The 25,954-nt window shown below is 73.2% G+C and carries 20 protein-coding genes and 1 pseudogene; 9 read left to right on the top strand and 12 right to left on the bottom strand.

Going from position 1 to position 25,954, the window contains the following annotated elements:
• Positions 1–11: 11 nt before the first annotated feature.
• The 3 genes and pseudogenes from ACFWJO_RS25155 to ACFWJO_RS25145 all read left to right on the top strand — a co-directional run.
• A pseudogene (locus ACFWJO_RS25155) lies at positions 12–819 on the top strand (2-amino-3,7-dideoxy-D-threo-hept-6-ulosonate synthase); the annotation flags it as partial.
• 126 nt (positions 820–945) lie between these two features.
• Complete coding sequence (gene griH / locus ACFWJO_RS25150) at positions 946–2,052, top strand: 3-amino-4-hydroxybenzoic acid synthase (protein ID WP_386868577.1); 1,107 nt, start codon at positions 946–948, stop codon at positions 2,050–2,052.
• 81 nt (positions 2,053–2,133) lie between these two features.
• Positions 2,134–3,000, top strand: coding sequence for a GNAT family N-acetyltransferase (locus tag ACFWJO_RS25145; RefSeq protein ID WP_386868533.1), 867 nt, complete (start codon positions 2,134–2,136; stop codon positions 2,998–3,000).
• A 90-nt stretch (positions 3,001–3,090) separates the two neighbouring features.
• Here the strand turns inward: ACFWJO_RS25145 and griF are convergent, their stop codons facing one another.
• The 8 genes from griF to ACFWJO_RS25105 all read right to left on the bottom strand — a co-directional run bounded on the left by griF (position 3,091) and on the right by ACFWJO_RS25105 (position 11,807).
• The gene (gene griF / locus ACFWJO_RS25140) at positions 3,091–4,011 is read right to left on the bottom strand and encodes a grixazone synthase (protein WP_386868531.1); all 921 of its coding nucleotides are present in this window, start codon (positions 4,009–4,011) and stop codon (positions 3,091–3,093) included.
• Between the two features lie 28 nt (positions 4,012–4,039).
• On the bottom strand, positions 4,040–4,447 hold the full coding sequence (locus ACFWJO_RS25135) for a tyrosinase family oxidase copper chaperone (RefSeq protein WP_386868529.1): 408 nt from the start codon (positions 4,445–4,447) through the stop codon (positions 4,040–4,042).
• A 30-nt stretch (positions 4,448–4,477) separates the two neighbouring features.
• Positions 4,478–5,917, bottom strand: a complete 1,440-nt coding sequence (locus tag ACFWJO_RS25130; RefSeq protein WP_386868528.1) for an aldehyde dehydrogenase family protein — start codon at positions 5,915–5,917, stop codon at positions 4,478–4,480.
• Entirely contained in the window at positions 5,917–6,996 is a 1,080-nt protein-coding gene (locus ACFWJO_RS25125; protein ID WP_386868526.1) for a phenazine biosynthesis protein, read from the bottom strand. Before ACFWJO_RS25125 ends, ACFWJO_RS25130 begins: the two co-directional genes overlap by 1 nt.
• Before the next feature lie 86 nt (positions 6,997–7,082).
• A complete protein-coding gene (locus ACFWJO_RS25120; protein ID WP_386868524.1) occupies positions 7,083–8,435 on the bottom strand; it encodes an MFS transporter in 1,353 nt (450 codons plus the stop codon).
• A gap of 256 nt (positions 8,436–8,691) precedes the next feature.
• The gene (locus ACFWJO_RS25115; protein ID WP_386868522.1) at positions 8,692–10,065 is read right to left on the bottom strand and encodes an FAD-binding oxidoreductase; all 1,374 of its coding nucleotides are present in this window, start codon (positions 10,063–10,065) and stop codon (positions 8,692–8,694) included.
• 199 nt (positions 10,066–10,264) lie between these two features.
• Positions 10,265–11,134, bottom strand: coding sequence for a BTAD domain-containing putative transcriptional regulator (locus ACFWJO_RS25110; protein ID WP_386868520.1), 870 nt, complete (start codon positions 11,132–11,134; stop codon positions 10,265–10,267).
• A 55-nt stretch (positions 11,135–11,189) separates the two neighbouring features.
• On the bottom strand, positions 11,190–11,807 hold the full coding sequence (locus ACFWJO_RS25105) for an NAD(P)-binding domain-containing protein (protein ID WP_386868518.1): 618 nt from the start codon (positions 11,805–11,807) through the stop codon (positions 11,190–11,192).
• 319 nt (positions 11,808–12,126) lie between these two features.
• Between ACFWJO_RS25105 and ACFWJO_RS25100 the strand changes: the two genes are divergently transcribed.
• The 3 genes from ACFWJO_RS25100 to ACFWJO_RS25090 all read left to right on the top strand — a co-directional run bounded on the left by ACFWJO_RS25100 (position 12,127) and on the right by ACFWJO_RS25090 (position 18,741).
• On the top strand, positions 12,127–13,242 hold the full coding sequence (locus ACFWJO_RS25100; RefSeq protein ID WP_386868516.1) for a LuxR C-terminal-related transcriptional regulator: 1,116 nt from the start codon (positions 12,127–12,129) through the stop codon (positions 13,240–13,242).
• Between the two features lie 211 nt (positions 13,243–13,453).
• Positions 13,454–14,788: a PAS domain-containing protein gene (locus ACFWJO_RS25095; protein ID WP_386868514.1), complete on the top strand. Its 1,335-nt coding sequence runs from the start codon at positions 13,454–13,456 to the stop codon at positions 14,786–14,788.
• Between the two features lie 164 nt (positions 14,789–14,952).
• Complete coding sequence (locus ACFWJO_RS25090; protein WP_386868512.1) at positions 14,953–18,741, top strand: hypothetical protein; 3,789 nt, start codon at positions 14,953–14,955, stop codon at positions 18,739–18,741.
• A 65-nt stretch (positions 18,742–18,806) separates the two neighbouring features.
• Here ACFWJO_RS25090 and ACFWJO_RS25085 read toward each other — a convergent pair whose 3' ends face one another.
• Positions 18,807–19,562 carry an SIS domain-containing protein gene (locus ACFWJO_RS25085; protein WP_386868510.1) on the bottom strand — a complete coding sequence of 252 codons (756 nt, stop codon included), beginning with the start codon at positions 19,560–19,562 and terminating at the stop codon, positions 18,807–18,809.
• Between the two features lie 150 nt (positions 19,563–19,712).
• Between ACFWJO_RS25085 and ACFWJO_RS25080 the strand changes: the two genes are divergently transcribed.
• The 3 genes from ACFWJO_RS25080 (at position 19,713) to ACFWJO_RS25070 (ending at position 22,509) form a co-directional block, all read left to right on the top strand.
• Positions 19,713–20,405 (top strand): metal-dependent transcriptional regulator, encoded by a 693-nt coding sequence (locus ACFWJO_RS25080; protein WP_384423481.1) that lies wholly within the window; start codon positions 19,713–19,715, stop codon positions 20,403–20,405.
• A 397-nt stretch (positions 20,406–20,802) separates the two neighbouring features.
• On the top strand, positions 20,803–21,654 hold the full coding sequence (locus ACFWJO_RS25075; protein WP_386868508.1) for an alpha/beta fold hydrolase: 852 nt from the start codon (positions 20,803–20,805) through the stop codon (positions 21,652–21,654).
• Between the two features lie 105 nt (positions 21,655–21,759).
• A complete protein-coding gene (locus ACFWJO_RS25070) occupies positions 21,760–22,509 on the top strand; it encodes a hypothetical protein (RefSeq protein ID WP_386868506.1) in 750 nt (249 codons plus the stop codon).
• Positions 22,510–22,537: 28 nt separating this feature from the next.
• Here ACFWJO_RS25070 and ACFWJO_RS25065 read toward each other — a convergent pair whose 3' ends face one another.
• The 3 genes from ACFWJO_RS25065 to ACFWJO_RS25055 all read right to left on the bottom strand — a co-directional run bounded on the left by ACFWJO_RS25065 (position 22,538) and on the right by ACFWJO_RS25055 (position 25,871).
• A complete protein-coding gene (locus ACFWJO_RS25065) occupies positions 22,538–23,005 on the bottom strand; it encodes a subtilase-type protease inhibitor (protein WP_386868504.1) in 468 nt (155 codons plus the stop codon).
• A 428-nt stretch (positions 23,006–23,433) separates the two neighbouring features.
• On the bottom strand, positions 23,434–25,107 hold the full coding sequence (locus tag ACFWJO_RS25060) for a transporter (RefSeq protein ID WP_386868502.1): 1,674 nt from the start codon (positions 25,105–25,107) through the stop codon (positions 23,434–23,436).
• The gene (locus tag ACFWJO_RS25055; protein WP_385435154.1) at positions 25,104–25,871 is read right to left on the bottom strand and encodes an ABC transporter ATP-binding protein; all 768 of its coding nucleotides are present in this window, start codon (positions 25,869–25,871) and stop codon (positions 25,104–25,106) included. Before ACFWJO_RS25055 ends, ACFWJO_RS25060 begins: the two co-directional genes overlap by 4 nt.
• Positions 25,872–25,954 lie beyond the last annotated feature (83 nt).

Genomic DNA, 25,954 nt, shown 5'->3' with positions numbered 1-25,954 from the left:
CGGGAGTACCGATGACGACCGACCAGTTGTCCTTCGCACGCCGCTTACGGCTGCGCAGGCTGCACCGCCACGCCCCGGACCGGCTGCTCGTCGTTCCGCTCGACCACTCCGTCACCGACGGCCCCGTGACCGGCGGCAGCCGGGTCGGCGCGCTCGTCGGCGACCTGGCCCGGCACCACGTCGACGCCGTCGTGCTGCACAAGGGCGCGCTGCGGCGGATCGACCCCGAGTGGTTCGCCCACACCTCGCTGATCCTGCACCTGAGCGCCAGCACCGTGCACGCCCCCGACCCGAACGCCAAGTACCTGGTGGCGAGCGTCGAGGAGGCCCTGCGGCTCGGCGCCGACGCGGTCAGCGTCCACGTCAACCTGGGCTCCGACGAGGAACGGCAGCAGATCGCGGACCTCGCGGCGGTGGGCGACGCCTGCGACCGCTGGAACGTTCCGCTGCTCGCCATGATGTACCCGCGCGGCCCCAAGATCGACAACCCGCGGGACCCGGCGCTCGTCGCCCACGCCGTCCAGCTCGCCGCCGACCTCGGCGCCGACGTCGTCAAGAGCCCGTACGTCGGCTCCGTCGCCGCGATGCGCGACGTCACCGCCACCGCCGCCGTCCCGGTCGTCGTGACCGGCGGGCCGCGCAACGACGACGAGGCCGCCACCCTCGCGTACGTCGAGGAGGCCCTGGCCGGCGGCGCCGCCGGCATCGCGATGGGCCGCAACGTCTTCCAGGCGCCGAACCCGGGCGCCCTCACCGACAAGCTCTCCGACCTCGTGCACGGCCGGCACACCGCCGCCCTCTAGAGCCCCCGCGGCCGCCGGCCACCCGCCGCCCGGAGGCACCCGCCGCCCCGCAGACCGCAACCACCGCCCCCGCAGACCCGAACCACCGCCCCCACCGCACACCGACGCCCCGCAGAGCACACCGACAGATCAGGAGAGTTCCGTGAAGATCAGCTGGCTCGACATCCGCTCGCTCGGCGAGGCCCGCGAGGCGATCCTCCAGGAGGCCCTCCACCACCGCGTGGAAGCGGTCGTCGCCGACGACGCCGCGGACCTGAAGGACCTGCCGCCGACCGTGACCAAGGTGCTCTTCCCGCAGGGCAGGCCGCTGCCGGAGGACTTCGGCGACGCGACCGTCGTCATCGTCGACCCCGCCAGGCACGGCGTCACCCCGGCCGAACTCGCCCTGCGCCACCCGGACCTGGAGTTCGGCCGGTTCGTCGAGATCGTCGACGCCCCCACCCTCGAGGACGCCTGCGAGTCGGCGCGCACCGAGCGCTGGAGCGTGCTGCTGTTCCGCGACCCCACGAAGATCCCGCTGGAGATCGTGATCGCCGCCGCGGCCCGCGCGACCGGCTCGCTCATCACGGTCGCCCAGGACGTCGAGGAGGCGGAGATCATCTTCGGCGTCCTGGAGCACGGCTCCGACGGCGTCATGATGGCGCCGGCGAAGGTCGGCGACACCGCCGCCCTGAAGCGGGCCGCCGAGGCCGACGTGCCGAACGTCAACCTCACCGAGCTGCGGATCGTCGAGACCACCCACATCGGCATGGGCGAGCGGGCCTGCGTCGACACCTGCACGCACTTCCGCGAGGACGAGGGCATTCTGGTCGGCTCGCACTCCAAGGGCATGATCCTCTGCGTCAGCGAGACCCACCCGCTGCCGTACATGCCGACCCGCCCCTTCCGGGTGAACGCCGGCGCCATCCACTCGTACACACTGGGGAAGGACGAGCGCACCAACTACCTCAGCGAGCTCAAGGCCGGCAGCAAGGTCACGGCCGTGGACGTGAAGGGCAACACGCGGCTCGTCACGGTCGGCCGGGTGAAGATCGAGTCCCGCCCGCTGATCTCCATCGACGCCGAGGCCCCCAACGGGCAGCGGGTGAACCTGATCCTCCAGGACGACTGGCACGTCCGGGTCCTCGGCCCGAACGGCGTGGTCCTCAACAGCACGGAGCTGAAGCCGGGCGACGTCGTCCTCGGCTACCTGCCGAGCGAGGACCGGCACGTCGGCTACCCCATCGACGAGTTCTGCCTGGAGAAGTAGGCCGACCGACCCCCCGTCCGGGCCCCGGCGCACCCGCGTCGGGGCCCGAGCCCTGCCCGGTTCACCGTTAGGGTGCCGCTCATGTTCTTCCGCTGGGACTGGCTCCGGCCCGTACTGACCGCGCCGATCGTGCCGACTCTCGGTCCGGTCCATCCCGACGCCCTGACCGTCGAGATCTTCGAGGACATCCTGCGCGCGGCCGTCACGGGGGACTTCCTGCCCTACGACAAGGACCGGCGCTGGGGCGGCGAGAAGGACGAGAGGGTCCTGCGCGACGACGTGGTCCACCACCCCGAGCACACCCTCGTCCCCACCCTGACCCGCCACGGCCGCGGCACCGTCAGGGTCTACGCCTACGGGCTGCGCGACGGCGTCGTGGACGAAGCGGCGGAACTGGCCGCGAAGCTCGCCGCCGCGCACGGCGCGGTCGACGCCCGGGTCGTGCGCCCCTCCGGTCCCGAGGCCGCCCACCCGCGCGGGACCCGCATCCAGCTGAAGGACCTCACCGCCCGCCCCTGCCCCGCCCCGGGCGGCCCGGTCCGCGCCGTCACCGCCTGGCCGGCCGCCGTGCAGGACACCTTCGCGCCGTTCGCCGCCGCCATGGCCGCGGACGGCCTGGACTTCCTCCACACCCGGATGCAGGCGGGCCGGTGCGGCCCGGTCCTCGCCGCCGCCGTCGACGGCCGCGTCGCGGGCGCGATCGGCCCCATGGAGGTGCGGCCCGACGCGGCCGGCCGGCCCCAGCTCATGCCCCCGTACTTCGCCGTCCTGCCCGAGGCCCGGGGCCGGGGCCTGGGGCGACTCCTGTGGCGGGCCGCCATGCACTGGGGACAGTCCCAGGGCGCCGGCTACCAGCTCGTCCAGACGGAGGTCGACGGCCCCTCCGACCGGCTGTGCCGGACCGAGGGACTGACCACCCTCGGTTTCACGCACACCACATGGGTGTAGGGCCCGTCCGGCGGATCAGGCCCCGGGCGCGGCGAGACGCAGGACCGCGGCCTCCCCGGGAGGAGACCGCGGTCCGGCGCCCGTCGGGTGTCAGTCGTCGTAGCGGTACCACTTGGTGTGGTCGAGGAGGTCCTTCGGCGTCATCGTGTGCCACGGCCCCAGCGGGGTGTTGATGTCGGGGACGTCCGTGGTCGGCTTCAGCGGCAGGTAGTGGGGCACCTCGGGGTTGCGGGCCTGCCACAGGGCCCAACAGCGGTCGATCATGCAGTGGTTGAGGAAGAACACCGGGTCGTTGGGCGAGCCGATGTACATCATGTGGCCGCCGACCCACACGTGACCGGCGGCGTGGAGCTTGCCCGCGGCCTCCTCCCAGGCGAACTTGGTGTAGCCCTCCAGGTGGTTGCGGAAGCTCGCGTACGGCGGCTCGCTGCCGGAGGTGTGGTTGAACGGCGCGGAGTCGTACACCTTCAGGGCGAGGGTGTCGTCGAGCTGCTTCGGGGTGGGCAGCCGGTCGGTGAGCGTGCCCATGTCGCGTACCAGGAAGTCCCGGTCGTCGTGGGTGTAGTTGCCGTTGAGCGCCGGGTTCTCGTCGCCGACGGGGACCACGCTGACGTTGAGGACCCAGCCGTTGTCGCGGGCGAACGGGCCGGTCATGACGCGGCGGTCGCCGGGCCGGCCGTTGCCGCCCATGAAGTTCTCGGCCCACAGCGGCGAGTCCTCGCCGTGGTCGGTGGTCCAGTCCCAGTACGGGAGCGTGACGCGCGGATCGACCTTCTGCAGCTCCCGTTCGAAGCGCAGCAGGTACTGGCGGTGCCAGGGCAGGAAGCCGGGGTTGATGTGGCCGAGCCGCTTGCCGGTCACCTTGTCGAGGTAGTCCTGGGAGTTGACGCGTATGTGCAGGTCGACGAAGCGGTCGTAGATCCCTCTGCGCTTGATCTCCTTGACCGCGTGGACGAACCGTCGCTTCTCCTCGGCCGTCATGTCGAGGTGGTTCTTGCGTACGTGCACCATGGCGGAGCTCCGTTCCGGGCCGGTCGGGTCAGGCGGGCGTCGTGGCGTCCATGACGTGGGCGCCGTGGGCGGTCGGGAGCAGCCGGGCGCCGCGGAGCTCCTCGACGGCGCGGCGGGCGGCGTGCAGCGGGGTCGGCGCCATCTCGTAGTGGCACAGCGAGCTGAGGTAGGCGTCGTCGGCGAACTTCATGAGGTGCAGCGGGCGCCCGTCGATGAACACGGCGCCGCCGGCCGCGACCCGGATGGTGCGGCCCTGGTACGTCTCGGTGTGGTCGCCGTCGGCGGCGTGGTCCGGGTGGCCGCCGTCGGCCGTCGTGGGCGTGTCGTCCGCCCCGACGGCGCCGGTGGCGAAGGGGACCGCGGCGGCGGATGCGGCGAGGGCCGCGCCCGCCGTCAGCCTGACCATGTCGCGTCGCTTGATGGACCCGTGGGACATGGGTGATTCCTTTCTCGCGGGGGACGGGCGTCAGACGGTGGCCACGACGCCCTTGGGTTCGAGCAGGAACTGCGTGTAGTTGTCGTCGTGCGGGATGCCCGGGACCGCCGTCCAGGGCAGGACCGCGCCGCGCGTGATCTTGCGGACGCTCGGTTCGCGCACGGCCGCGTCGACCAGTTCCTCGTCGTCGGTGAGCAGGTTGAGGACGAGCGACTCGCGCAGCGGCGCCACGCCGTCGGCGGGCGTCCAGGGGGCGACGACCACGAACGGGAACGGCAGCTCGGTGCCGACGGCCGGGTGGTGGACCCCCTCGACGGACAGCACCAGCGGCCGCAGCAGGTGGGAGCCGTCGGCGAGTTCGACGACCGTCTCCCCGGCGGCCGGGTCGTGCCGGGCGCTGTGGTCGGTCACTCCGGGCGCCGCGCGCAGCTCGTCCACCTGGGCGCGGATCCGCGCGGCCCGCTCCCGGTCGGCGACCAGGAGGGTCGCGGTGGCGGTGGTGACGGGCACGCTCGGCAGCGTGGCGAGCCGCCGGGCGAGCGCGTCGGCGACCTCGGCGACGGGCCGGGTGGTGAGCACCGCCGACAGGTTGGTGCAGCGCGTGCCGCCGTCGTAGGAGGCCGAGAGGGCCAGGTGCGCGGTGATCGCCTCGTCCGCGTCGCGGTCCAGGAGCGCCTTGGTGCGCCCGGGCCCGCGCACGGCGACCGTCTCGTCGCCCTGCCAGCGGCGTACGGCGCTGTCGCCGCCGTACACGATGCCGCGGTCGGCCTCCCTGAGCAGGAACTCGCCGGTCCGGTGCGAGGCCGGCAGGAACGCCAGCTTGCGCGGGGGCAGTCCGGCGGCGAGCAGCGCCCGGGTGAGCCGCAGCGCGGTGAACGGGTCACGGCTGCCGGGCTTCACGGCGACGCTGTAGCCGTGGAAGAGGGCCTGCGCCCAGGTGACGTGGGGTGTGGGGTGGTTGCTGGCCATGACGGCGGCGAAGACCCGGCCGCGCGGCACCCAGCGGGTGGCGAAGCCGATCGCGGAGCCGCTGCCGGAGCCCGTCCCCGGGCCGGCCGCGGGATCGGCGGCGAAGCCGGTCGCGGGCAGCTCGGCGGCGGTCGTACGGGACAGTTCGCGCAGCTCGTCGACGAGGTCGCGGACGGACTGGGCGACGGCGGCGGCGGTGAGCCCGGTGGCGTACGAGACGCGGGCCGCGTACTCCTCGGGCGTCTCGCCGTCGAGCTCGGCCTCCTCGAAGAGCGTGGCCGCCTCGTCGAAGAGCTCCTGCCCCGGCGGAACGCCGTCGGCGTGCCGGCGCAGCTCGCGCAGGGCGGAGAGCGCCATGAGCCGCGGGGCGGCGCCGACGTCGGCGAGGTCGCCGCCGCGCACGTCGGGCAACCGGACGCGGTCGGCGCTGGTGACGGGCCGCCCGCAGACGAGCGGGTCGACGACGACCGGGCGGGCGTCCGGCGCGGGTGTGCCCGGCATCAGTAGACCCCCTCGATCACGCGCACGTCGTCGACGGCGCGGTAGGTCTGGACGTCGGCGAGGCCGTCCACGGGGGAGCCGGGGCGCGGCGGGACCCGGACCGCGCTGTCCCGCTCCAGGACGTTCGGCAGGAACATCTCCTCGGCCACCAGGTGCAGCCGGACGCGGCCGCGCTCGCCGTACGCGACGGGCCGGCCTTCGTCGTCGACGAGTTCGAGCCGAGTGGTGGCCGGGTACGGCTCGAAGACGCACGGGTGACGGTCGCCGTCGACGGCCGGTCGCTGCGGTGCGACGCCCATGAGGCTGTTGCCGTAGACGCCGACGACGGCCGCGTCGGGGAAGAACTCCCGGTCGAGCACGCGCAGGCTCTCGGCGCTGATGGAGGTGCCCGCCCAGATGACGGCTCCGACCTGCTCGCGCACCAGCTCGTAGAGGGCGGGGCGGGCGCAGAGGGCCTCAAGGAGCGGCGGGGTGGAGCTGAGGACGGCGACCTTCTGGCTGGTGAGGACGGTCTCGGCCTGGTCGAGCAGGTGCTGGACGTAGCGCTCGGCCTCGTCCTCGCGGCCGTCGGCGAGGAGACGTTTCACCCAGCGCGGGTCGAGGTCGACGGTGTGGAAGAGGGCACCGGACAGGGCGGCGTAGCGGGACACGTCGTAGCCGATGACGTGCGGACCGCTGGGGCCGAGGTGGAGCCAGTCGCCCTGGGCGGGCACTCCGTTCGCGAGGAGCCGTTCCCGGGCCCAGACGAGGAGTTCGGCCCGGGCGGCGCTGTCGACGATCCGCTTCGGCGAGCCGGTGGTGCCGCCGGAGTCGTAGACGCGGAAGACGCGGTCCTTCAGGCCCCGGGGAATCAGGTCGCCCACGGGCACGGTGCGCAGCTCGGCGCTGACGTCGGGGAAGCGGGTGAGGTCGGCGAGGCCGTGGACGTCGGCGAGGGGGTCGAAGCCGAGGCTCTCGCGCTTGCCGAGCCAGAAGGGGGAGCCGGTGTCGGCACCGAAGTGCCAGGCCATCGACTTCCGTATGTGAAGGTCGAATGCGGTGGGCGCGGTGTCGCCCGGGGTCGTCGGGGAGTCGTTCATGGCGGGTGCTGGTCTCCTTCAACGCGAAGAGGCGCCGACGGACCCATCCTTCGGTCGGCGCCTATCGCGGGTGTATTGACGGCGTTTCAGTCCTTGCCGGTACGGAGGGTGAGCGCGGCCGCGGCCGCGATCAGCGGGAAGACCGCGACGACGGCCAGCACGCTCGTCAGCTCCATAGACTTCACGAGCGCGCCGGCAGTGGCGCTGCCGACGCCGCCGCCGACGAAGAAGGTGAGGTTGAGCAGGCCCATCGCGCCGCCGCGCAGGGCGGGTTCGACGTGTGCGGACATCAGGGCGGTGGTGATGACCTGGGTGACCGCGAAGGCGGCGAAGCCGAGCGAGGCGCCGACGAGCAGCGGCGTCGGGTTGCCGACGGCGGCCGACAGGGCCAGCACGACGGCCATGGCGAGCGCGATCACGCTGAGCAGCACCGAACCGGCCCTGCCGCCCGCGAACCTGCCCGCGAAGCGGGACAGGACGGCGCCGACGGCCGCGCCGGGCAGCAGCCACGTACCGACGGCGAGGACGCTCCAGCCGTGCCCGCCGACGAGGATCTGCGGCACCAGGTACATGGCGGCGAAGAGGCCCGCGTAGGCGCCGACGCCGGTGAGCGAGGCACGCAGGAAGACCCGGTCGGCGACCAGCCGGCGCGGCACGAAGGAGCCCTCCACGGTGCGCACCCGCCGCACCAGGCCGGCCAGGGACAGCAGGAGCGCGACGGCGAGCCCGGTCACGAGCGGGACGGCGAGACCGAGCGCGTACGACTGGATGAGCAGCAGGAAGGACATGGCGGCGACGGTCAGGAGCACCGCGCCCGGCAGGTCGAGCCGGCGGCCGCTGCCGGCCCGGGCCGCGGCGGCGCGCAGGCACAGCGGCACGGCGAGCAGCGACAGCGCGGGCAGGACGAGCGCGATCCGCCAGGTCACCCACTGGGTGAGGACGCCGCCGGCGAGGGTGGCGCTGGCGGAGAACACGGCCATGGTGGCGCCGAACCCGCCGAGCACCTGGGGACGGTCGGCCGGGGGAGCGGACGCGGACAGCGCGAGCGCGCCGGAGGTCATGGCGCCGGATCCGGCGGCGAGCACGAAGCGGCCGCCGACGAGGACGCCGATGTTCGGGGCGAGCAGGCAGACGACGGTGCCGACGGCGAGCACGAGCGAGCCGACGAGCAGCGAGGCGCGCACGCCCCTGGCGTCGGCGAGCCGCCCGAAGAGCGCGGTGCCGACGCCGAGGGCGAGCGCGTGGGCGGTGAGCACCCAGGCGGCGGTGGCGGGAGTGGCGTTCAGGGCCTTGGCGACGTCGGGCAGGGCGACTCCGGCGGCGGTGACGCCGAAGACGGCGGGCCCGAACAGGGCGCCGTAGCGCAGCCCGGCGGACCGGGCGCTGAGGACGGCGGTCGGCTGCCCGGGGGCGGTGGACACGGCCTGGTCGGTGGTCATGGGTCTCCTCCTACGGAGACGGCGGGTCGACAGGGGCGAGGGGATCGAGGAGGGCGAGGAGGGCGAGCGGGATCGAGGAAGGCGAGGACGTCGAGGGGGCCGAGCAGGGCGCGGAGGGCGAGGGAGCGTCGGGCGGAGGTGGCGACGGAGGGGAGGGGCCGCGGGCGGTACGGGGCCGCGGCGAGGGTCCGGGCGGGCGCGGCCGGGGAGGAGCCGGGCCCGCCCGGAGCCGGGGGAGCGGGCTGGGCCCGGGGCGTCAGGAGGGCTCGGGCAGCAGGGCGTGGCCGAGGCGGAAGACGTTGTGCGGGTCGACCCGCTTCTTGGCCTGGAGCAGCCGGGCGAAGGTCGCCCGGTCGAAGCAGTCCTCGGCGGACCGGGCGGTGTCGGCGCCGGCGAGGAAGTTGAGGTAACGGCGACCGGTCGACCAGCCGGCGAGCCGGCTCAGGACGACGTCGGGCGATCCCGGCAGCGACAGCGTGGACAGGGTGAACGCCCCGTCGCGGCCCACCGCGTTGGGTACCGCCGGCGGCCGGGACAGCGCCCCGCCCAGGTGCCGCACCTCCACCATCGGGTCGGTGCAGCCGCTGCCGGGCCCGGCGGCGTCGAGCAGCGCGTCGAGCGCGCCCTCGTCGAAGTCCCGCAGCACGATGTTGCGTTCGTGGTACGGCAGGGGCTCGGTCGGGTCCTGGTGGATCTCGGCGACCGCGCTGTACGGCATCTCGCCGACGGTGTCGGCGAGCAGCGTCCCCGCCTCGCGCAGCGGGCGCAGCAGCTCCTCGCCGTCCTCCCGGGTGCCGGTGAACGCGATCCGGACGTGTACGGCGAGCTCGCCGGCCGGGTGGCCGGGCACCTGGTGCAGCCCGGGCACCCGGAGCAGCGCCACGGAGGAGGTCAGGGTCTCGGGCAGCCCGGCGGTCCAGGTCCGCCAGGTGTCGAGCACGGCGGCGGCCTCGGTGCCGGGGAAGTAGAGCCCGCCGCCGTACAGCCGGGCGACGGGGACGAGGCCGAACTCGAGGGCGGTGACGATGCCGAAGTTGCCCTTGCCGCCGCGCAGCGCCCAGAACAGCTCGGCGTCCGTGTCGCGGGTGACGGTGCGGTGCTGTCCGTCGGCGGTGACGAGGTGGACGCGGGTGACGTGGTCGGCGGCGTACCCGTACAGCCGGCCCAGCGGGCCGAGCCCGCCGCCGAGGGTGTAGCCGACGACGCCGACGAGGTGCGAGGAGCCGTTGAGCGGCGCGAGGCCGTGATAGGCGGCGGTGGCGATGACCTGGTGCCAGCGGGCGCCGGCCTCGACGCGGGCGATCCGGGCGATCGGGTCGACGGCGACGGCGTTCATCCGGTGGGTGGTGACGAGGACGGCGTCCTCGGCGGGTGCCGCGATGCCGTGCCCGGTGGCCTGGACGCCGACGGGCAGCCCGAGTTCGGTGCCCAGGCGGACGGCCGCGGCGACGTCCTCGGCGGTGACGGCGCCCACGACGAGCGCCGGGCGGTGCCGGCCGATCCGGTTGAAGCCGTCGAGCTCGGCCTCGTAACCCGGGTCGTCAGGGAGGAAGACCTCGCCCTTCACCTCGGTGACGAGCCGGTCCACGGCGCTGTCCTGGATGACGGAGTGCTGCGGCTGGCGAGCCATGGACGGCCCCTCTCTGCTGCGTACGGCGCGTACGGCGCGTGTGGCCCGGCGGGTTGGGCACGGCGCGGTGCCGTGCGGTGCCGTCCGTGCCTGTGCTTGGGAACGCAGCCGAGTCTTTCCGTCACGGCAGGTCCGCTCCATCCCCTGCGGAGGAGGGACTCCGCACCGGTCTCCCCCCTCAGGTGAGGGGGAGGACCGGTCAGCGGCGGGTCGCCGGCGAGGTGGTCCGGGCAGCCGCCCGGTCGGTGGCCCGGTCGGCGGCCCCGGCGCCGAAGAGCAGGACCTCGTCGGTGCGGGGCTGTTGCGCGACGGGCTTGTCGGTGGCGCCGAGGATCAGGCTCTCGATCGACTGGAGCCGTTCGCCGGGCACGATGCCCAGCTCGTCGCGGAAGCGGCGGTGGGTGTCGCGGAACAGCGCGAGGGCGTCCGCGGTGCGCCCCGACCGGTAGAGGGCGATCATCAGCTGGGCGATGAGGGTCTCCCGGAACGGGTGTTCGGAGACGTGGTGGGTGAGTTCGCCGAGGACCCTGCGGTGGTAGCCGAGCCGCAGCTCCAGCTCGTAGCAGTCCTCCAGGGCGGAGTGGTAGTCCTCGTGGTACTTGAGGGCCACCGTGTCGAGCAGCGGGCTGCCGAGCCCTTCGCCGAGAGGCCCCCGCCACAGGGCGAGGGCCTCTCGGTAGAGCAACGCCAGGTCGAGATCGGGGTGTTCGGCCGCCCCGGCTCTGGCGCGGGATATCAGCTGTCCGAAGCGGTGCAGGTCGACGCCGGTGTCCGGGGTGCGCAGCCGGTAGCCGGTCTTGTGGGTCTCGATGGTCGCCGCGACGTCCCCGGCGTCGAACTGGCGGCGCAGCGAGGAGACGCAGATGCGGATCTGGCTGCGGGCCGTCGCCGGTGGCGAGTCGCCCCAGATGGCCCGGATCAGGCGGTCGACGGCGACCACCCGGTTGCACTCCAGCAAGAGCATCGTCAGCAGAATGCGCTGGCGGTTTCCGCTGAGCTTCACCTCGCCGCGCGCGCCGTGCACGACAAGGGCTCCGAGGGCGAGAAAAGCAGTCGGTTCTCTGGTCATGGATCTTCCCCCAAGATCGGATGCCGGTGAATTGGGCGATGGTCTGGTCGTCCGCTCACCAACTGGGGAGCAACTTTATTCCCCAGCCTTCCGGCGCTGCCAGCCGATGGCTGATTTCCCTACCCAGAGATGTCAATTCGTCGAGGACCCGCGCCCGGTCGAGGTGCCCTGCGTCGAGTGCGCGCAGACCGGACCGGTCGGCGAGTTCGATCACCCGGATCTTGGCCGATTCGTCGTCGGCGGCGACGAAGACGTCCACGGGATGCCCGTCGATGAGTCCCCGGTAGATCGACTCGGCGTCCCCGGCGGCGCAGGCCCGCACCCACGAGGCACCCGGCGCGGCGGCGGTCAGCTCACCCATCCCCGTACCGCACGGCTCGTGGTGGGGCGCGGTCACCTCGACGAGCACCTTTCCGGTGAGCGAGCGCCGCTGGGAGCGCAGGAAACCGAGGGTCTCCGCCCGGTCGAGGGCGAGGATCACCAGGCCGGGCCGGAGGGCGGAACGGGCCGCGGCGGCGGTGACGGTCCCGGGCGCTCCGGCCGTCACCTCGCGGGCGACCCGGCCGGCCCGGACGGTGCTGGGGTCGGTGAGGAGGACGTCCGCGCCGGCGAGCGCGGCACGCCGGGCCATCGCCCTGCCCATCGCACCGGCCCCGATGATGCCCACCTTCATACGCGTTCCTTCGGAAGCCCGATCCGGCCCGATCCCCGCATGCCGCATGCCGCCGGAATGTGTAGCGCCGAATTCTCCAGGAGTGCGCGCTCCGTTTCATCCCCCTATTCGAGGGGGTTGCGGTGAGGGGCGCGCCGCCCATGATTTATCCGTCAAATGATCCGCGGATCCGATACAGAATCCGCCATTTGTCGATCCGATGGCCGGTACGGTGACCGAGCCGGTCCGGCCGTGACCGAAACCCTTCATCCGAAACCCTCGTCCGAAACCCCTCAAGTGAGGGGTTGGCGCTCCGTCCGGCGGCTGTCACGATCGACGGATGAGCAATGAGCGGATCGAGATCGGCCGCGCGGAACTCCTCTCGCGGGCAGCGAAGAGCGGCGACGCCCTCGGCATGTTCGCCGAGGCGTCGCATCACGTGCGCCGGCTCGTCCCGTACGACGCCGCCGTCTGGCGCGTCACGGATCCCGAGACCGGCATGATGGCCGCCCCGATCCGCGCCGAGAACCTCGACGAGCACGGCTGCGCCGTCTACTGGGAGACCGAGCTCTTCACGGAGAACGTGAACCTGTTCCGCGACCTCGCCCAGGCCAAGGTGCCGGTGGCGGGCCTGCGCGAGGTCACCGGCGACCTCCCGGCCCGCAGCAGTCTCTACCACTCCTTCATGAAACCCCGGGGCTTCCAGGACGAGTTACGGGCCGTGCTGCGCGTCGGCGGACGCCCGCACGGCCACATCAGCCTGTTCCGTGCGCACGGCCGTCCGGCCTTCGGCCCCGCCGAGACCCGGCTCGTCGAGAGCCTGGTGACTCCGCTCGCCCGCAAGCTCCGTTCCTTCGCGGGCACCGCGCCGCAGCCCCTGCCGGACTCGCCCCACGGCCCCGGCCTGCTCCTCTTCGACGCCTCCGGCGCGCTGCTCTCCGCCAACGACGACGCCCGCGCCCACCTCGCCGACCTGCCCGACGGCCCGGCCGTCGCCAGCGCGGGACTGCGCGTGCCCGCCTGGGTCCAGGCCACCGCCCTCAAGGCCCGCGCCATCTCCCAGGACCGCGACCGCGGCCACGCGCGCGTACGGGTGCGCACCCGCGGCGGCCACTGGCTGGTGTGCCACGCCTCCTGCCTGCGCGAGTCCGACGGCCGGCTCGGCCCGTCCGCGGTGGTGATCGAACCGGCCAAGACCTCCGAGATCGTGCCGCTGATCGTCGACGCCTTCGAACTGACCGAGCGGGAGACCGAGGTGACCCAGTGCATCGCGCGCGGGCTGCCGACCGGGAAGATCGCCGAGCAGCTCCACCTCTCCCCGCACACCGTGCGCGACTACATCAAGGGCATCTTCGAGAAGGTGGGCGTGTCCAGTCGCGGCGAGCTGGTCGGCCGGCTGTTCACGGAGTACTACGCGCCGTTCGCGGAACGCGGCATGGTCCGGATCCACGACTGACCCGCGGCCCGCCCGCCCCCTCGCCCATCGCGCCTCCGGCGGCGCCGCCCGCCCCCTCGCCGCCCCTTACCCCTCGCCCCCGTCTCCCCCTCACCTCCGTCTCCCCCTCACCCCTCGCTCCCCGGTCACCTCGTATCCACCGCGTATCGGTTTCCGCGAAAGGGGTGTGTCCTGGGTCACGTTCGAGTTGAATGATGCCGGGGGGTGCCGGATGAGTGGCTCTGCGAGTGACACGGCCGACACGGCGAGGGTTCCGGGGGTTCCCGGGGCCGATCTGCTCGCCGCACTGCTCGACGGGATGGACGCGGCGCTGTGCGCGCTCGACGCCACGGGGACCGTCACCCACTGGAACAGGGAGGCCGAGCGGATCCTCGGCTGGAGCGCCCGCGAGGCCGTCGGGCGGCGCGGCTTCGACGGCTGGGCCGCCCGCAGCGCCGACGCCGCGGACATCCTGGCCCGGCTGCTGCGGTCGATGACCGCGCCGGGCCGCCAGGTCCACGAGTTCGCCCTGCTGCGCAAGGACGGCGGCCGGGTCCTCGTCCGTACGCAGACGGCGGGCGTGCGCGGGGCCGACGGCCGGCCGGCGGGCGTCTACCTGGCCTTCGGGGAAGTCCACGTCCAGATCGACCTGGAGCGCTCGCTCGCCCTCAGCGAGGCCCTGTTCGCCGACGCCGCGTGGGGCGTGGTCCTCGTCGACGTCGACCTGCGCCCCGCGGTCGTCAACGGCTACGCGGCCCGGGCCCTCGGCGCCGCCCGCGGCTCGCTCCTCGGCCGCCCGCTCGGCGACATCGTCGGCCAGGGCGTCGAGGAGCTGGAAGCGGCCCTCCAGCACGTCCTGGCCGCCGGCTCGCCCGCCGAACCCGCCGACGTGTGGCTGACCCTGCGCGGCGCCCGCGGCGAACGCCGCCGCTGCTGGCGGTGCGGATTCGTGCGCCTCGCCACGCCGTTCGCCGAGGGACCGGAGCCGGTGCCGCTCGGCGTCGGCTGGCTCTTCCAGGACGTCACCGACGCCCGCCTCGCCGAACAGGACGCCGACCGGCTGCGTTTCCGCTGGAGCCAGCTGCACCGGGCGAGCGCGGCCGCGGCGGAGTGCGAGGACCCGGTGCGGGCCGCGGCGGTCCTCCTCGACTTCGCCCTGGCGGGCTTCGCGGACCACGTCCTCGTCGACCGCGCCACCGCCGACGGCCGCCTCGTCCGCGCCCTCGCCACCCCGACCGGCGCCCCCGGCCCGGTCGCCCCCGTCACCACCGGCGGCATCCCGCTCCGTTACGCCCCGTCCCACCCGGCCCTCAAGGCCCTCACCCGCCCGGGCCCCACCCGCACCAGCACGGCCCCCGGCACCGACCGCCTCTGGCCCCCCGACACGGCCCACGCCCTCTGCCTGCCCCTCCGCACCCAGGCCCGCACCCTGGGCGTCACCACCTTCCTCCGCTCCCCGTCCCGCCCCGCCTTCGCACAGGAGGACACCCTCTACGCGGAAACGGTCACGGCACGGGTGGCGGCGTCCCTGGCGCTGGCGGGGGAGTGGGGAGCGGGCGGGTCCTGACCCTGACGGTCCGTGGCCGGAAGTGGTCTGTGGATAACCGGAACGGGATGTCGTTCAACTGTGCGATCATCGCGGCGAACCTGTGAACCACCACCGCTCCCGGGGGGGACCGGACCATGCCACGACCTTCGTGTACGGCGCCCAGATCCGCGCCGTACACCGCCTTGCTCGCCGTACTCACACTCGTCCTGTCGCTGTTCCTCCCGGTGTTCTCCACCGCACCGGCCCGGGCCGCCGAAGCCGTGGCCGCGCCGGTGGCCGAGCAGTCCGCCGGTCCCGCCCCCGCGGCGGAGCCGGCGACCGAGGCGCCCGTCGGGCCGGCGCCCGCCGCCGAGGACTGCACGCCGCTCGCCCTCGCCCGCTTCGGCGGCCCGGGCGACGCCGTCGGCAAGGCATCGCTGGCCGGCAACGGCAGCGCCTGCTTCACCTTCACCGCTGAGAAGCCGGGCATGCACCGGGTGCTGCTCGACGGCCACTACGAGACCCGCGCCACCGTCTACGACGGCGACACGTGGCTCGACTGCGGGGGCTGGTGCGACCTGGCCCGCTCCGGCCAGTTCACGCTGCGTCTCGACAACGGCTCGATCGACCCCGACGAGGCGTCGGTGTCGGTCACACCGCTGTTCACCACCGAGGGCTGCCTGCCCGAGACCGGTACGTCCTGGGACCAGGAGCCGCTGAAGGGCACCCTGGTCAGCCGGCTCGGCCTCATCTGCCAGCCGTTCGCGGCCAGGCCGGGCGAGCGCATCACGCACCGGTTCGACATGGTCGTCTACGGCGAGGAGAGGAGCCTGGTCACCGACGAGACCGGCCGCTCCGTCTGCGACCCGAGCGCCGGTGGCGAGGGCTGCGTCCTGACCGGTGACGGCCCGTACCGGATCATCGGCGAGGGCAGTTACGCGTCGGAGGGCTTCCCCGCCGCGTACTCGCTGAAGATCCGCCGCCTCTCGGACCCCCAGGGCTGCGCGACCGTCCCGGTGAACGCCTACGGCTCCGCGCCGACGACCGTCTCCCCGGCGACCGGCTGCAAGACCTTCACCGTGCCGGCCGCCGGTACGTACGACGTGTACGGCGTGGCGGCCGAGGGACAGCGCTCGCGCCTGAGGGTCCACGACCGTGCGGGCACGACCGTCTGCGAGCCGTGGGACGAGTGCAGGCTGACGACCGGTGTCACGTACACGCTGACCACCGACGAGGCGACGCTGATCCTGGACCGCGCCGCCGAGGACGGCTGTGTGACGGCCGCCCTCGGCACGAACGACGGCTCGTTCGCCACCCCCGGCGAGATCGACTGCCTGACGCTGCCGCTGCCCGGGAACGCCCACGCGGCGCTCCTCAAGCCCACCGGCGGCCCCGAACCCCGCCCGGACGTCGTCGTCTGGGACGCGGACGGTGGCTACGTCTGCGGCGAGGAGAAGCTGCTCGCCGGCACCTGCGTCCTGACCGGACCGGCTCCGCACCGCGCGATCGTGTCCACCAAGGACACCCAGCCGCCCACCGGCGCCTACCGCATGGTGCTGTACCGCACGGACGGCGCCAACGACTGCCAGGTGTTCCCGCAGGGCGACTTCACCGCGACGAGCGCCCTGACCCGGGTGAACACCGGCGGCGGAGTCTTCTCCCACTGCCTGACGATCCCGGCCGACGCGCACTCCACCCAGGAGAACGTGCAGCTGCGCGGCGTCGGGGCGGCCGCGCAGTTCTCCGTCCTGGACACCACCGGCAAGCAGGTGTGCAACGGCTGGTCGAACTTCGGCAGCTTCGCCACCTGCGCGCTGACCCCGGGCCTCGCCCACACCGTGCTGGTCGTGGGCCGTGACACCTCGTCCGCCTACACCCTGGCCCGGCGGGACGTGACGGAGACGGCCAAGGGCTGCACCGCGACCCCGGCGACGGCGGTCGGCGGTGCCTCCTTCGAGGGCGCAATGGGCGCCCCCGGCGAGCTGCGCTGCCGCCAGGTGACCACCGGGAACGCCGGTGACGTCCTGCACCTCGACGTGCGCGACCCGCTCGGTACGGCGAACATCCTGGCCTACGACGCGTCCGGCAACGCCACCACCTGTGGCTACCGCAACCGGTCCTGCGTGGTCACCGGCTCGACCCGCTACCAGGTCGTGGTGACCGTGCCGCCGAACCTGAAGGCCGCCGAGACGTACCGCTTCGACGCGCTGCGCATCGGCACGCCCGCCGGACCGGCCCCGGAATGCACCCGGGTCGCGAGCATCCCTTACGGGTACGGGCCGTTCACGGGCCGGCTCGACGAGCAGCACACGGCGGTCTGCCTGGCGCTGCCCACGGCCGGGGGCGACCGGTTCAAGGTGGCGGTCGCCGACACCGAGGGCCGGACGGACACCGCCGTCCCCCGGCTGTACGACGCCAAGGGCAACGACCCGTGCTACAGCTCGTCGGGGGTCTACCAGTGCGGCGTGTCCGGCACCTCGGGGGCGTCGCCCACCACCTTCGTCCTCGGCCTTCCCGAGAAGGCGCCCCTGACGGACTTCAGCGCCCGGCTCGACTGTGACGCGATCCCCTGTGGCACCGAGGCGATATCCATCGGGACGGTCTCGCCGCTCTCCGGCCAGGGCGGCAAGGCCGTCACGCTCACGGTGACCGGCACGGCTCTCGGCATGAGGGACTACGTCCGGCTGACCAACGGCTCGCAGACGCTCAAGGCGACCACGGTGTCCGTGTCCCCGGACGCCCGGACCCTGACGGCGACCCTGGACCTGACGTCCGTCGGCGAGAGCACCTGGAACGTCAGCGTCATCGTCCGCGACTCCTACGAGTACCAGCGCGGCACCTTCACCGTCAGCAAGCCCGCCACCGCCGGTCTCGGCACGTACAAGGCGCTCACGCCGACGCGTCTGATGGACACCCGCTCGGGTCTGGGCGTGCGTCAGGGGAAGGTCGGCGCGGGACAGACCGTCACGCTGCAGGTGGCCGGCAAGGGCGGGGTCCCCGCCACGGGGGTGAGCGCCGTGACCCTCAACGTCACCGCGACCGGGCCGACCGCGGGCAGCTTCGTGTCGGTGTACCCGAACGGCACGACCCGCACCTCCGCCACCAACCTCAACTTCACGGCGGGGCAGACCATCCCGAACCTCGTGGTCGTGCCCGTCGTGAACGGCAAGGTCGACTTCTACAACAAGAACGGCTCGGTGGATCTGATCGCCGACGTGGCGGGCTACTACGTCACGGACGGCTCGGGCGCCACGTACCAGCCCGTCACGCCCGACCGTCTCATGGACACCCGGTCCGGACTCGGCGTCCGCCAGGGCAAGGTCGGGGCGGCCGAAACGGTGTCGCTCCAGGTGACCGGAAAGGGCGGGGTTCCCGCCTCCGGGGTCACCGCCGTCGTCCTCAACGTGACCGCGACCGGACCCACGGCGGGCAGCTTCGTGTCCGTCTACCCGTCCGGTACGGCCCGCACCTCGGCGTCGAACCTCAACTTCACCGCCGGCCAGACCATCCCCAACCTCGTCGTCGTCCCGGTCGGCGCCGACGGCAAGGTCACCTTCTACAACAGGTCCGGGTCCGTCGACCTGCTCGCCGACGTGGCCGGCTACTTCACCACCGAGGGCACGGGTTCGGCGTACCAGCCGGTCACGCCGGCCCGGCTGATGGACACCCGTTCCGGGCTCGGGGTGGCGAAGGCGAAGGTCGGGGCCGGGCAGACCGTCACGCTGCAGGTGGCCGGGCAGGGCGGGATTCCGGCGTCCGGGGTCACGGCCGTCGTCCTGAACGTCACGGCGGTCGCGCCGACGGCGGCGAGCTTCGTGTCCGTCTTCCCGGACGGTACGCAGCGCACCTCCGCGTCCAACCTCAACTTCACCGCCGGGACCACCATCCCCAACCTGGTCGTGGTGCCGGTGGTGAACGGAAAGGTGAGCTTCTACAACAAGAACGGGTCCGTGGACCTGCTGGCCGACGTCGCCGGCTACTACGTGGCGTAGGACCTGACAGAAAGCGACGGGGCCGCGGCGAGTTCTCGCCGCGGCCCCGTCGTTCGTTTCCGGCCTCAGTGGCGGAAGAAGATCCGGTCGCCGTACTCCGTCATCACCCGGCCGTTCCACTCGTGGCCGCCGTCCACGTTGCCCGAGCGCAGGAGCGGCGGCTCGATGCCCAGGCGGACCATCTCCTCGGCCGCCGCCGCCATCGTGGCCTGCATGAGGGCGCTGGTGACGACGGTCGACGCGGGCGCGAAGGGGGCCTCGATGCCGTCGTGGGTGAGCTCGGCGTCGCCGACGGCGATGCGGGAGTCGAGGACGATGTCGCAGTGGTCCTTCAGGAAGGTGCCCGAGACGTGCCGGGACTTCGTCTCCGTCGCGTACGCCACCGAGGTCACGCCGATCACGGTCAGGCCGAGCGCCCGCGCGTTCATCGCCATCTCGACCGGCAGGGCGTTGCGCCCGGAGAGGGAGATGATGATCAGGACGTCGCCGGCCCTGGCCGGGGAGGAGTCCAGGACCGCGCCGGCCAGGCCGTCGACCCGCTCCAGCGCGGAGCCGAGGGTGGCGGGCATGACGTCGACGCCGACGACGCCGGGGACGGCCAGCAGGTTCATCAGGGCGAGGCCGCCGGCCCGGTAGACCACGTCCTGCGCGGCGAGCGAGGAGTGCCCCGCGCCGAACGCGAAGAGTCGGTTGCCGTTCGCGACGGCCTCGGCGATGGCCGTACCGGCGGCCGCGATCTCCGCCGCGTCCTCGTCCCGCACCTTTTGGAGCAGGCCGATGGCGGCGTCGAAGAACTGTCCGGCCAGCTTGCTCTCGCCCATGGCGGCGACTCCTTCTGCTCGTGGTCGCGGATCACGGTGCGGTCTGGACCATTGCTCTGTCAATACCGCCTCGCCCCGGCGGGCCCCGGTTGTCGGCGCGATGCGCAAGAATTGGTGCAGGGCCAGCGCACGACTCATCGAGGGGCACGTATGTCCGGACTGATCGACACCACGGAGATGTATCTCCGCACCATCCTTGAGCTCGAGGAGGAAGGTGTGGTCCCCATGCGCGCCCGGATCGCCGAGCGGCTGGACCAGAGCGGTCCGACCGTCAGCCAGACGGTGGCCCGCATGGAGCGCGACGGACTGGTGGCCGTCGCCAGCGACCGTCACCTGGAGCTCACGGAGGAGGGCCGCCGCCTGGCCACCCGGGTGATGCGCAAGCACCGGCTGGCCGAGTGTCTGCTCGTGGACGTGATCGGTCTGGAGTGGGAGCAGGTCCACGCCGAGGCCTGCCGCTGGGAGCACGTGATGAGCGAGGCCGTGGAGCGCCGCGTCCTCGAGCTGCTGCGGCACCCGACGGAGTCGCCGTACGGCAACCCGATCCCGGGCCTCGAAGAGCTCGGCGAGAAGGCCGAGACGGAGTCCTTCCTGGACGACTCGATGGTCTCGCTCGCCGACCTGGACGCCGGCGGCGAGGGCAAGACGGTGATCGTCCGCCGTATCGGCGAGCCGATCCAGACGGACGCCCAGCTGATGTACACGCTGCGGCGGGCGGGCGTGCAGCCCGGGTCCGTGGTCTCCGTGACGGAGTCCCCGGGCGGTGTCCTGGTCGGCAGCAGTGGCGAGGCGGCCGAGCTGGACAGCGAGGTCGCGGCGCACGTCTTCGTCGCCAAGCGCTAGGCCGGCTCCGGGTCGCCCGAGCCAGGTCTCCGGGCCCGTTTTACGGCGGAATCGCCACGCCCGCGGCCCCTCCCGTGCCACGCTGGTGGGATGAGGGCCGCCCTCCCTACGACAGGGACGAGAAGGACGACGAGGACGACAAGGAACCCCGGCGCCGTACGGCGCCGGGGTCCGTCCTCCCCTGTGCTGACCCGGAGCCCCGAGCTCCCAGGGTCATTCCCGTCGGACCGTTTTCCCCGAGCGGCCCGCCTCCCGTTGAAGATCTCCCCTCGGCCGCAGCCGTCAATCCTTGAGCCCTGTCACTCGAACGTGGGGTGTTGAGCGGCAGAAGCGCATTTTCGAATACAGGTTCGATAGTCTGGCGCAGTTCCACGGGAAAGAGGGGGTGCCGAGCAGCATGGTGCGACGACTCGACGTCACGGGAGCCGACGGCGTACGCCTGGCGGCCTGGGACTTCACGGAACGTACGGCGCCACAGACCGGCCCCGGCGTCTTACTGCTCCACGGACTGATGGGCCGCGCCTCCCACTGGGCGCCCGCCGCCCGCCGGCTCGCCCCGCGCCACCGCACCGTCGCGCTGGACCAGCGCGGCCACGGCCACAGCGAGAAGCCCACGACCGGACCCTTCACACGCGAGGCGTACGTGGCGGACGCGATCGCCGCCGTCGAGCGGCTCGGCCTCGGCCCGGTCACCCTCGTCGGCCACTCGATGGGCGCCCTCACCGCCTGGCAGCTCGCCGCCGAGCGGCCCGACCTCGTCCACGCCCTCGTCATCTGCGACATGCGCGCCTCCGCGCTCGGCGCGGCCTCCCAGCGCGAGTGGCAGGACTGGTTCCGCCGCTGGCCCGTCCCCTTCCCCTCGCTCGACGCCGTCCGCCAGTGGTTCGGCGAGGACGACCCCTGGGTGGAGCGCCCCCGGCCCGCCCGCGGCGCCTTCTTCGCCGAGGTGATGGCCGAACAGGCCGACGGCTGGCGCCCGGTCTTCGACCCGGCCCAGATGCTCACCTCCCGCGAGACCTGGGTCCACGACGCCCACTGGGACTCCCTCGCCCAGGTGCGCTGCCCCACCCTGGTCGTCCGGGGCCTGGACGGCGAACTGGGCCGCGCCGAGGCGCAGGAGATGGTCCGCGTCCTCCCGCACGGCGCGTACGCGGAGATCCCGGACGCGGGCCACCTCCTCCACTACGAACACGCGGACGCCTGGTGGGAGGCCGTGGCGCCCTTCCTGAACGGCGTCCTCACGTCCTGACGGACGGAAGGCGAACACCCCAGATTTCTGGGATGGGCGGGCGGCGCCCGGGCTGCCAGCCTGAACCTCACGCGACGATGCGCATTCCCGGTGAGGAAACCAGAAATGACGACACGTAAGAGACTGGCGGCCACGGTCGCCGCCCTGGCGCTCGGGGCGGGCGTGCTCGCCGCCGCCCCGGCCGCGCACGCGCAGAGCATCTGCGACGGGCCCACGCCGCCCGAGTGGTGCGACGGCGGCGGAGTCGAGGACCCGCCGGTGGACTACGACCCCGAGGGCGCGCTGACCTCGGCGACCCGCGTCCCCGGCGGCGTCAACGTCTCCGGCTGGGCCTCCGACCCAGACGGCACCGGCGCGACCCGGGTGAAGATCACCGTGGGCGGCACATGGATCGCGACCCTGGACGCCAACCAGTCGGGCGGCAGGTTCTCGGGCTTCGTCAGCGTGCCCACCGCCACCGGCCAGGTCTGCGCCACCGCCATCAACACCGGCTACGGCACGGACACCGGCCTCGGCTGCTCGAACTCGGTGAGCCACGACCCCGTCGGCCATCTGGACGGCTACCGGGTCGACGGTGGTTCGGTCACCATGTGGGGCTGGGCGCTCGACCCGGACACCGCCGCGTCCACGCAGGTGTACGTCCAGTACAGCGACGGCAACACCTACGGCCCCTACCCGGCCAGCCAGACCCGTACGGACGTCGGTGCGGCGTACCCGGGCTACGGTGACGCCCACGGCTTCTCGTTCACCTTCACGCCCACCGAGGTGCACCGCTGCTACACGGCGTGGCTCGTCCAGGCGGTGGACCTCCACGCGGGAGCCGACAAGTCCATCGGCGGCTACTTCTGCTCCTGAGGGCCGGCCTAGGGATCAGCCGTCGCGATCAGAACGCGAAGACCGCGCCCTCCGCCGTACGCGCCTGGAGTTCACAGGTGTTGCCGTAGGTGGCCGACCAGCGCACCCGCTTGCCCTCCCACACGCCGTCGCCGGTGACGGTGACCGGGTTCCACTCGCGCGTGCAGGGGCGGCGGTCGCCCGTTAAGACCGTCAGGCTGCCGAAGTCGCCCTCGACGGCGTCGAGTTCCGCGCACGCCGCTTCCGGCGCGGGGTGGGTGCCCGACGGGGCGGGGGAGCAGGACAGCGTGACCGCGCGGACGACGGTGGCGGTCGCGGGGCGCGCGCCCTGGCCGATCGTCAGGACCAGCGCCGACGGCGCGTACAGGCCGGCGGGCCCGGCCGGTGCGGCGGGGGCGGCCTCGGCGGTGCCGGTGCCGGTGAACGCGGTGCCGACGAGGGCGAGACCGGTCGCGGTGGCGAACGCGGTGGCGCCGAGAGCACGGAAGTAACGCACGGGGATGTCCCTTCGGGGGAAGACGGGGGATGTGTGCGAGCCGATCGGCTGCGCAACGGAGTCTTGTCGACGCGGAGGGTGATCGCACATCCGTCCGTCGCTTTCCGGCCGATCCGCCTGAACGAGCCCGACCGACTGGTCGTTCGGGCAGTTGGCGCAAGGATCCCGGCGCCCCCGCCGCCTCTCCTCTCCGACCGCCGCCTCCGGCGGTTCAATGCCGGACGACCGCCTGACCTGCACCGACTCGAAAATGGTTGCGACTTGGAGGACTTACGTCCGTCCCGGGTCGACCAGAAGCCTCCCCCGCACCGGGAAGAGGCTCCGACCCCGCGCGGTGAGCGGCGAGCGGCAGCGCCGGGGCCGCACGCCGAAGGGCCGGACTCCCCGCGGGAGTCCGGCCCTCGGTCTCGTCACGGGTCGAGCGGCGACTAGCCCTTGCTCACCGCCGCCAGGATCTCCGGCAGGCGCTTCGCCACCCGCGGCGCCGCCGCCTTCAGGCCCGCCCAGGCGATCAGCGCGCCGTAGAGCACGCCGAGCGGGAGCAGGATCCACAGCAGGGAGTCGTGGTCCGCGAGGTGGAGGAAGAGGGTCAGGCCGAGGACCGGGGCGCACAGGAGCGCCGCGGCGAGCATGCCGCCGAAGATCGAGATCCAGGCCAGACCGGCCTGGCCCGGAGCCACGTTCTTGAAGGCGTTGTCCTGGGGTATCGAGTACGGGAAGTTGGCCGAGGCCACCGCACCCGTCGCCATCATCGCGCCGAGCAGCGCGAACGACAGGCCCAGGCCCTCCGGCAGCTGGTCCCACCGGCCGAGGACGGCGACCGTCGCCGTGGTCACCAGCGCCGTGTACGGGACGGTGATCAGCAGCAGCGCCAGGGCGCGCGACCGGAGTTCGGCGTACGCGTCGGCCTTCGTCGAGATGGTCTGCGCCACCATCCAGAAGGCCGAGGTGTCCTGGCCGAACTGGTTGTACATCTGGATGCCGAGCATGCCCGAGGCGAAGCACGCGAAGTAGACGGTGCCCGTGCCCTGGAGGGCGTTGAAGAGCGGGACGATCGCGCCGATCGCGAGCGAGGTCACCCACGCCGCCTTCGTCTTCGGATCACGCCACACGTAGCGCAGGCTGCGGTCCATCACGGCGCCCGTGCGCCCGCCCGGAAGCAGCCGGCCGAGCAGCCCGGACGAGGCCGCCTTGTCCTTGGCCGCGGCCCCGCCCGAGGCCGCGTTGACGGTCGAGCCGTCCGGCTCCACCATCAGCCGCACCAGCGACCGCTGCCACCAGTGCACGAGGCCGAACAGCGCGACCGCGGCCAGCAGCAGCCTGGCGGCGGCCACCGCGTAGTCGCCGTCGCCCGCCGCGTCGATCGCGGAGACCGCGGACGCCGGCGGCAGCCAGGCCACGACCTCGGCGGCCGGTTCCAGCGAGGACAACCCGCCGGCCTGGCTGAGCCGCTGGGCGCCGAAGTTCACCAGCTGCATGCCGACCGCGATCACCAGGCCGGACAGCACGGCCAGGTCGCGGCCCTTGCGCGAGGTGAGGAGCCGTACGTTCGCCGCGGCCACGGCCCGCGACAGCGCCACGCACACGGCGACCACGAGCGGTACGGCGAGCACGGCGACGACCGTCCCGGCGGCGCCGCGCGCGAGCGCGAGGGCCGCGCCGACCGCCAGGCACAGGGTGAGGATCGGGCCGATGCCGACCAGGGAGGCCACGAGCAGCGCCCGGACCAGCGGCCGGGGCCGCAGCGGCAGCATCACGAGCCGCGAGGGGTCGAGGGTCTCGTCGCCGCCGCCCACGAACAGCGGCATGACCGCCCAGGAGACCGTGAGGACGCCGATGAGCAGGACCGTGACGGTGGCGGCGTTCGTGTGCCCGCGCAGAAGCAGGAAGCCGAGCACCATGCCGACGGCGAAGAGCACCGACACGACCATCGACACCACGTAGGCGGCGGTGCGGCCGCCCGACTGCTTCAGGCCGTTCTTCAGGAGCGACAGCTTGAGCCGTACGAAGACCGAGGTCAGCGAGGGCGCGGCGGCGGTCGCGGCCGGGGCGGCGCCCACGGCGGGGCCCTGGCCGGGGGCCGGCGGGTTCCATGCGCTCATCGAGCCGAACCGCCCAGCCAGTCCAGGGACTCCCCGGCGTCCCGCCCGTTCGCGCCGACCAGCTCCAGGAACGCGGCCTGGAGCGACGGCGCGTCGCCCCGCACCTGCTCCAGCGGGCCCTGCGCGCGGATCTGCCCGGCCGCCATGACGGCCACCCAGTCGCACAGCGACTCCACGAGCTCCATCACGTGGCTGGAGAACACGACGGTGGCGCCGGACGCGGTGTAGCGCTCCAGGACGCCGCGGATGGTCTGCGCCGACACCGGGTCGACGCCCTCGAACGGCTCGTCGAGGAACAGCACTTCGGGGTTGTGGAGGAGCGCGGCGGCCAGACCGATCTTCTTGCGCATGCCGGTCGAGTAGTCCACCACCAGCTTGTGCTGCGAACCGGTCAGGTCGAGCACGTCGAGCAGCTGCGCCGCGCGCTTGTCGACCTCGGCACCGGGCAGCCCGCGCAGCCGGCCGCTGTACGCGAGGAGTTCACGGCCCGAGAGGCGCTCGAAGAGCCGCAGCCCCTCGGGCAGGATGCCGATCCGTGCCTTGACCTGGGCCACGGACTCCGGATCGGCCCACACGTCGTGTCCGGCGACCCGGATGCGGCCCGCGTCGGGCCGCAGCAGGCCGGTGATCATCGAGAGCGTGGTGGTCTTGCCGGCGCCGTTGGGGCCGACGAGGCCGATGAACCGACCGGCGGGCAGCACCAGATCGATCCCGTTCACCGCGATCTGCTGGCCGAAACGCTTCCACAGCCCCTCGACGTGCACGGCGGGCGAGGAAACAGATCCCCGTGCCCCTCCCGCCCCCTCGCCCCCTCCTTCCTCCGCCCGTCCAGGGCTCCCTTTCTATC

Origin of the sequence: Streptomyces sp. NPDC127092 (genome assembly GCF_042722475.1) — a bacterium.
Classification (GTDB): Bacteria; Actinomycetota; Actinomycetes; order Streptomycetales; family Streptomycetaceae; genus Streptomyces.
The sequence above is the reverse complement of the archived record's forward strand: the minus strand, read 5'-3'. Positions and strand labels throughout refer to the sequence as shown.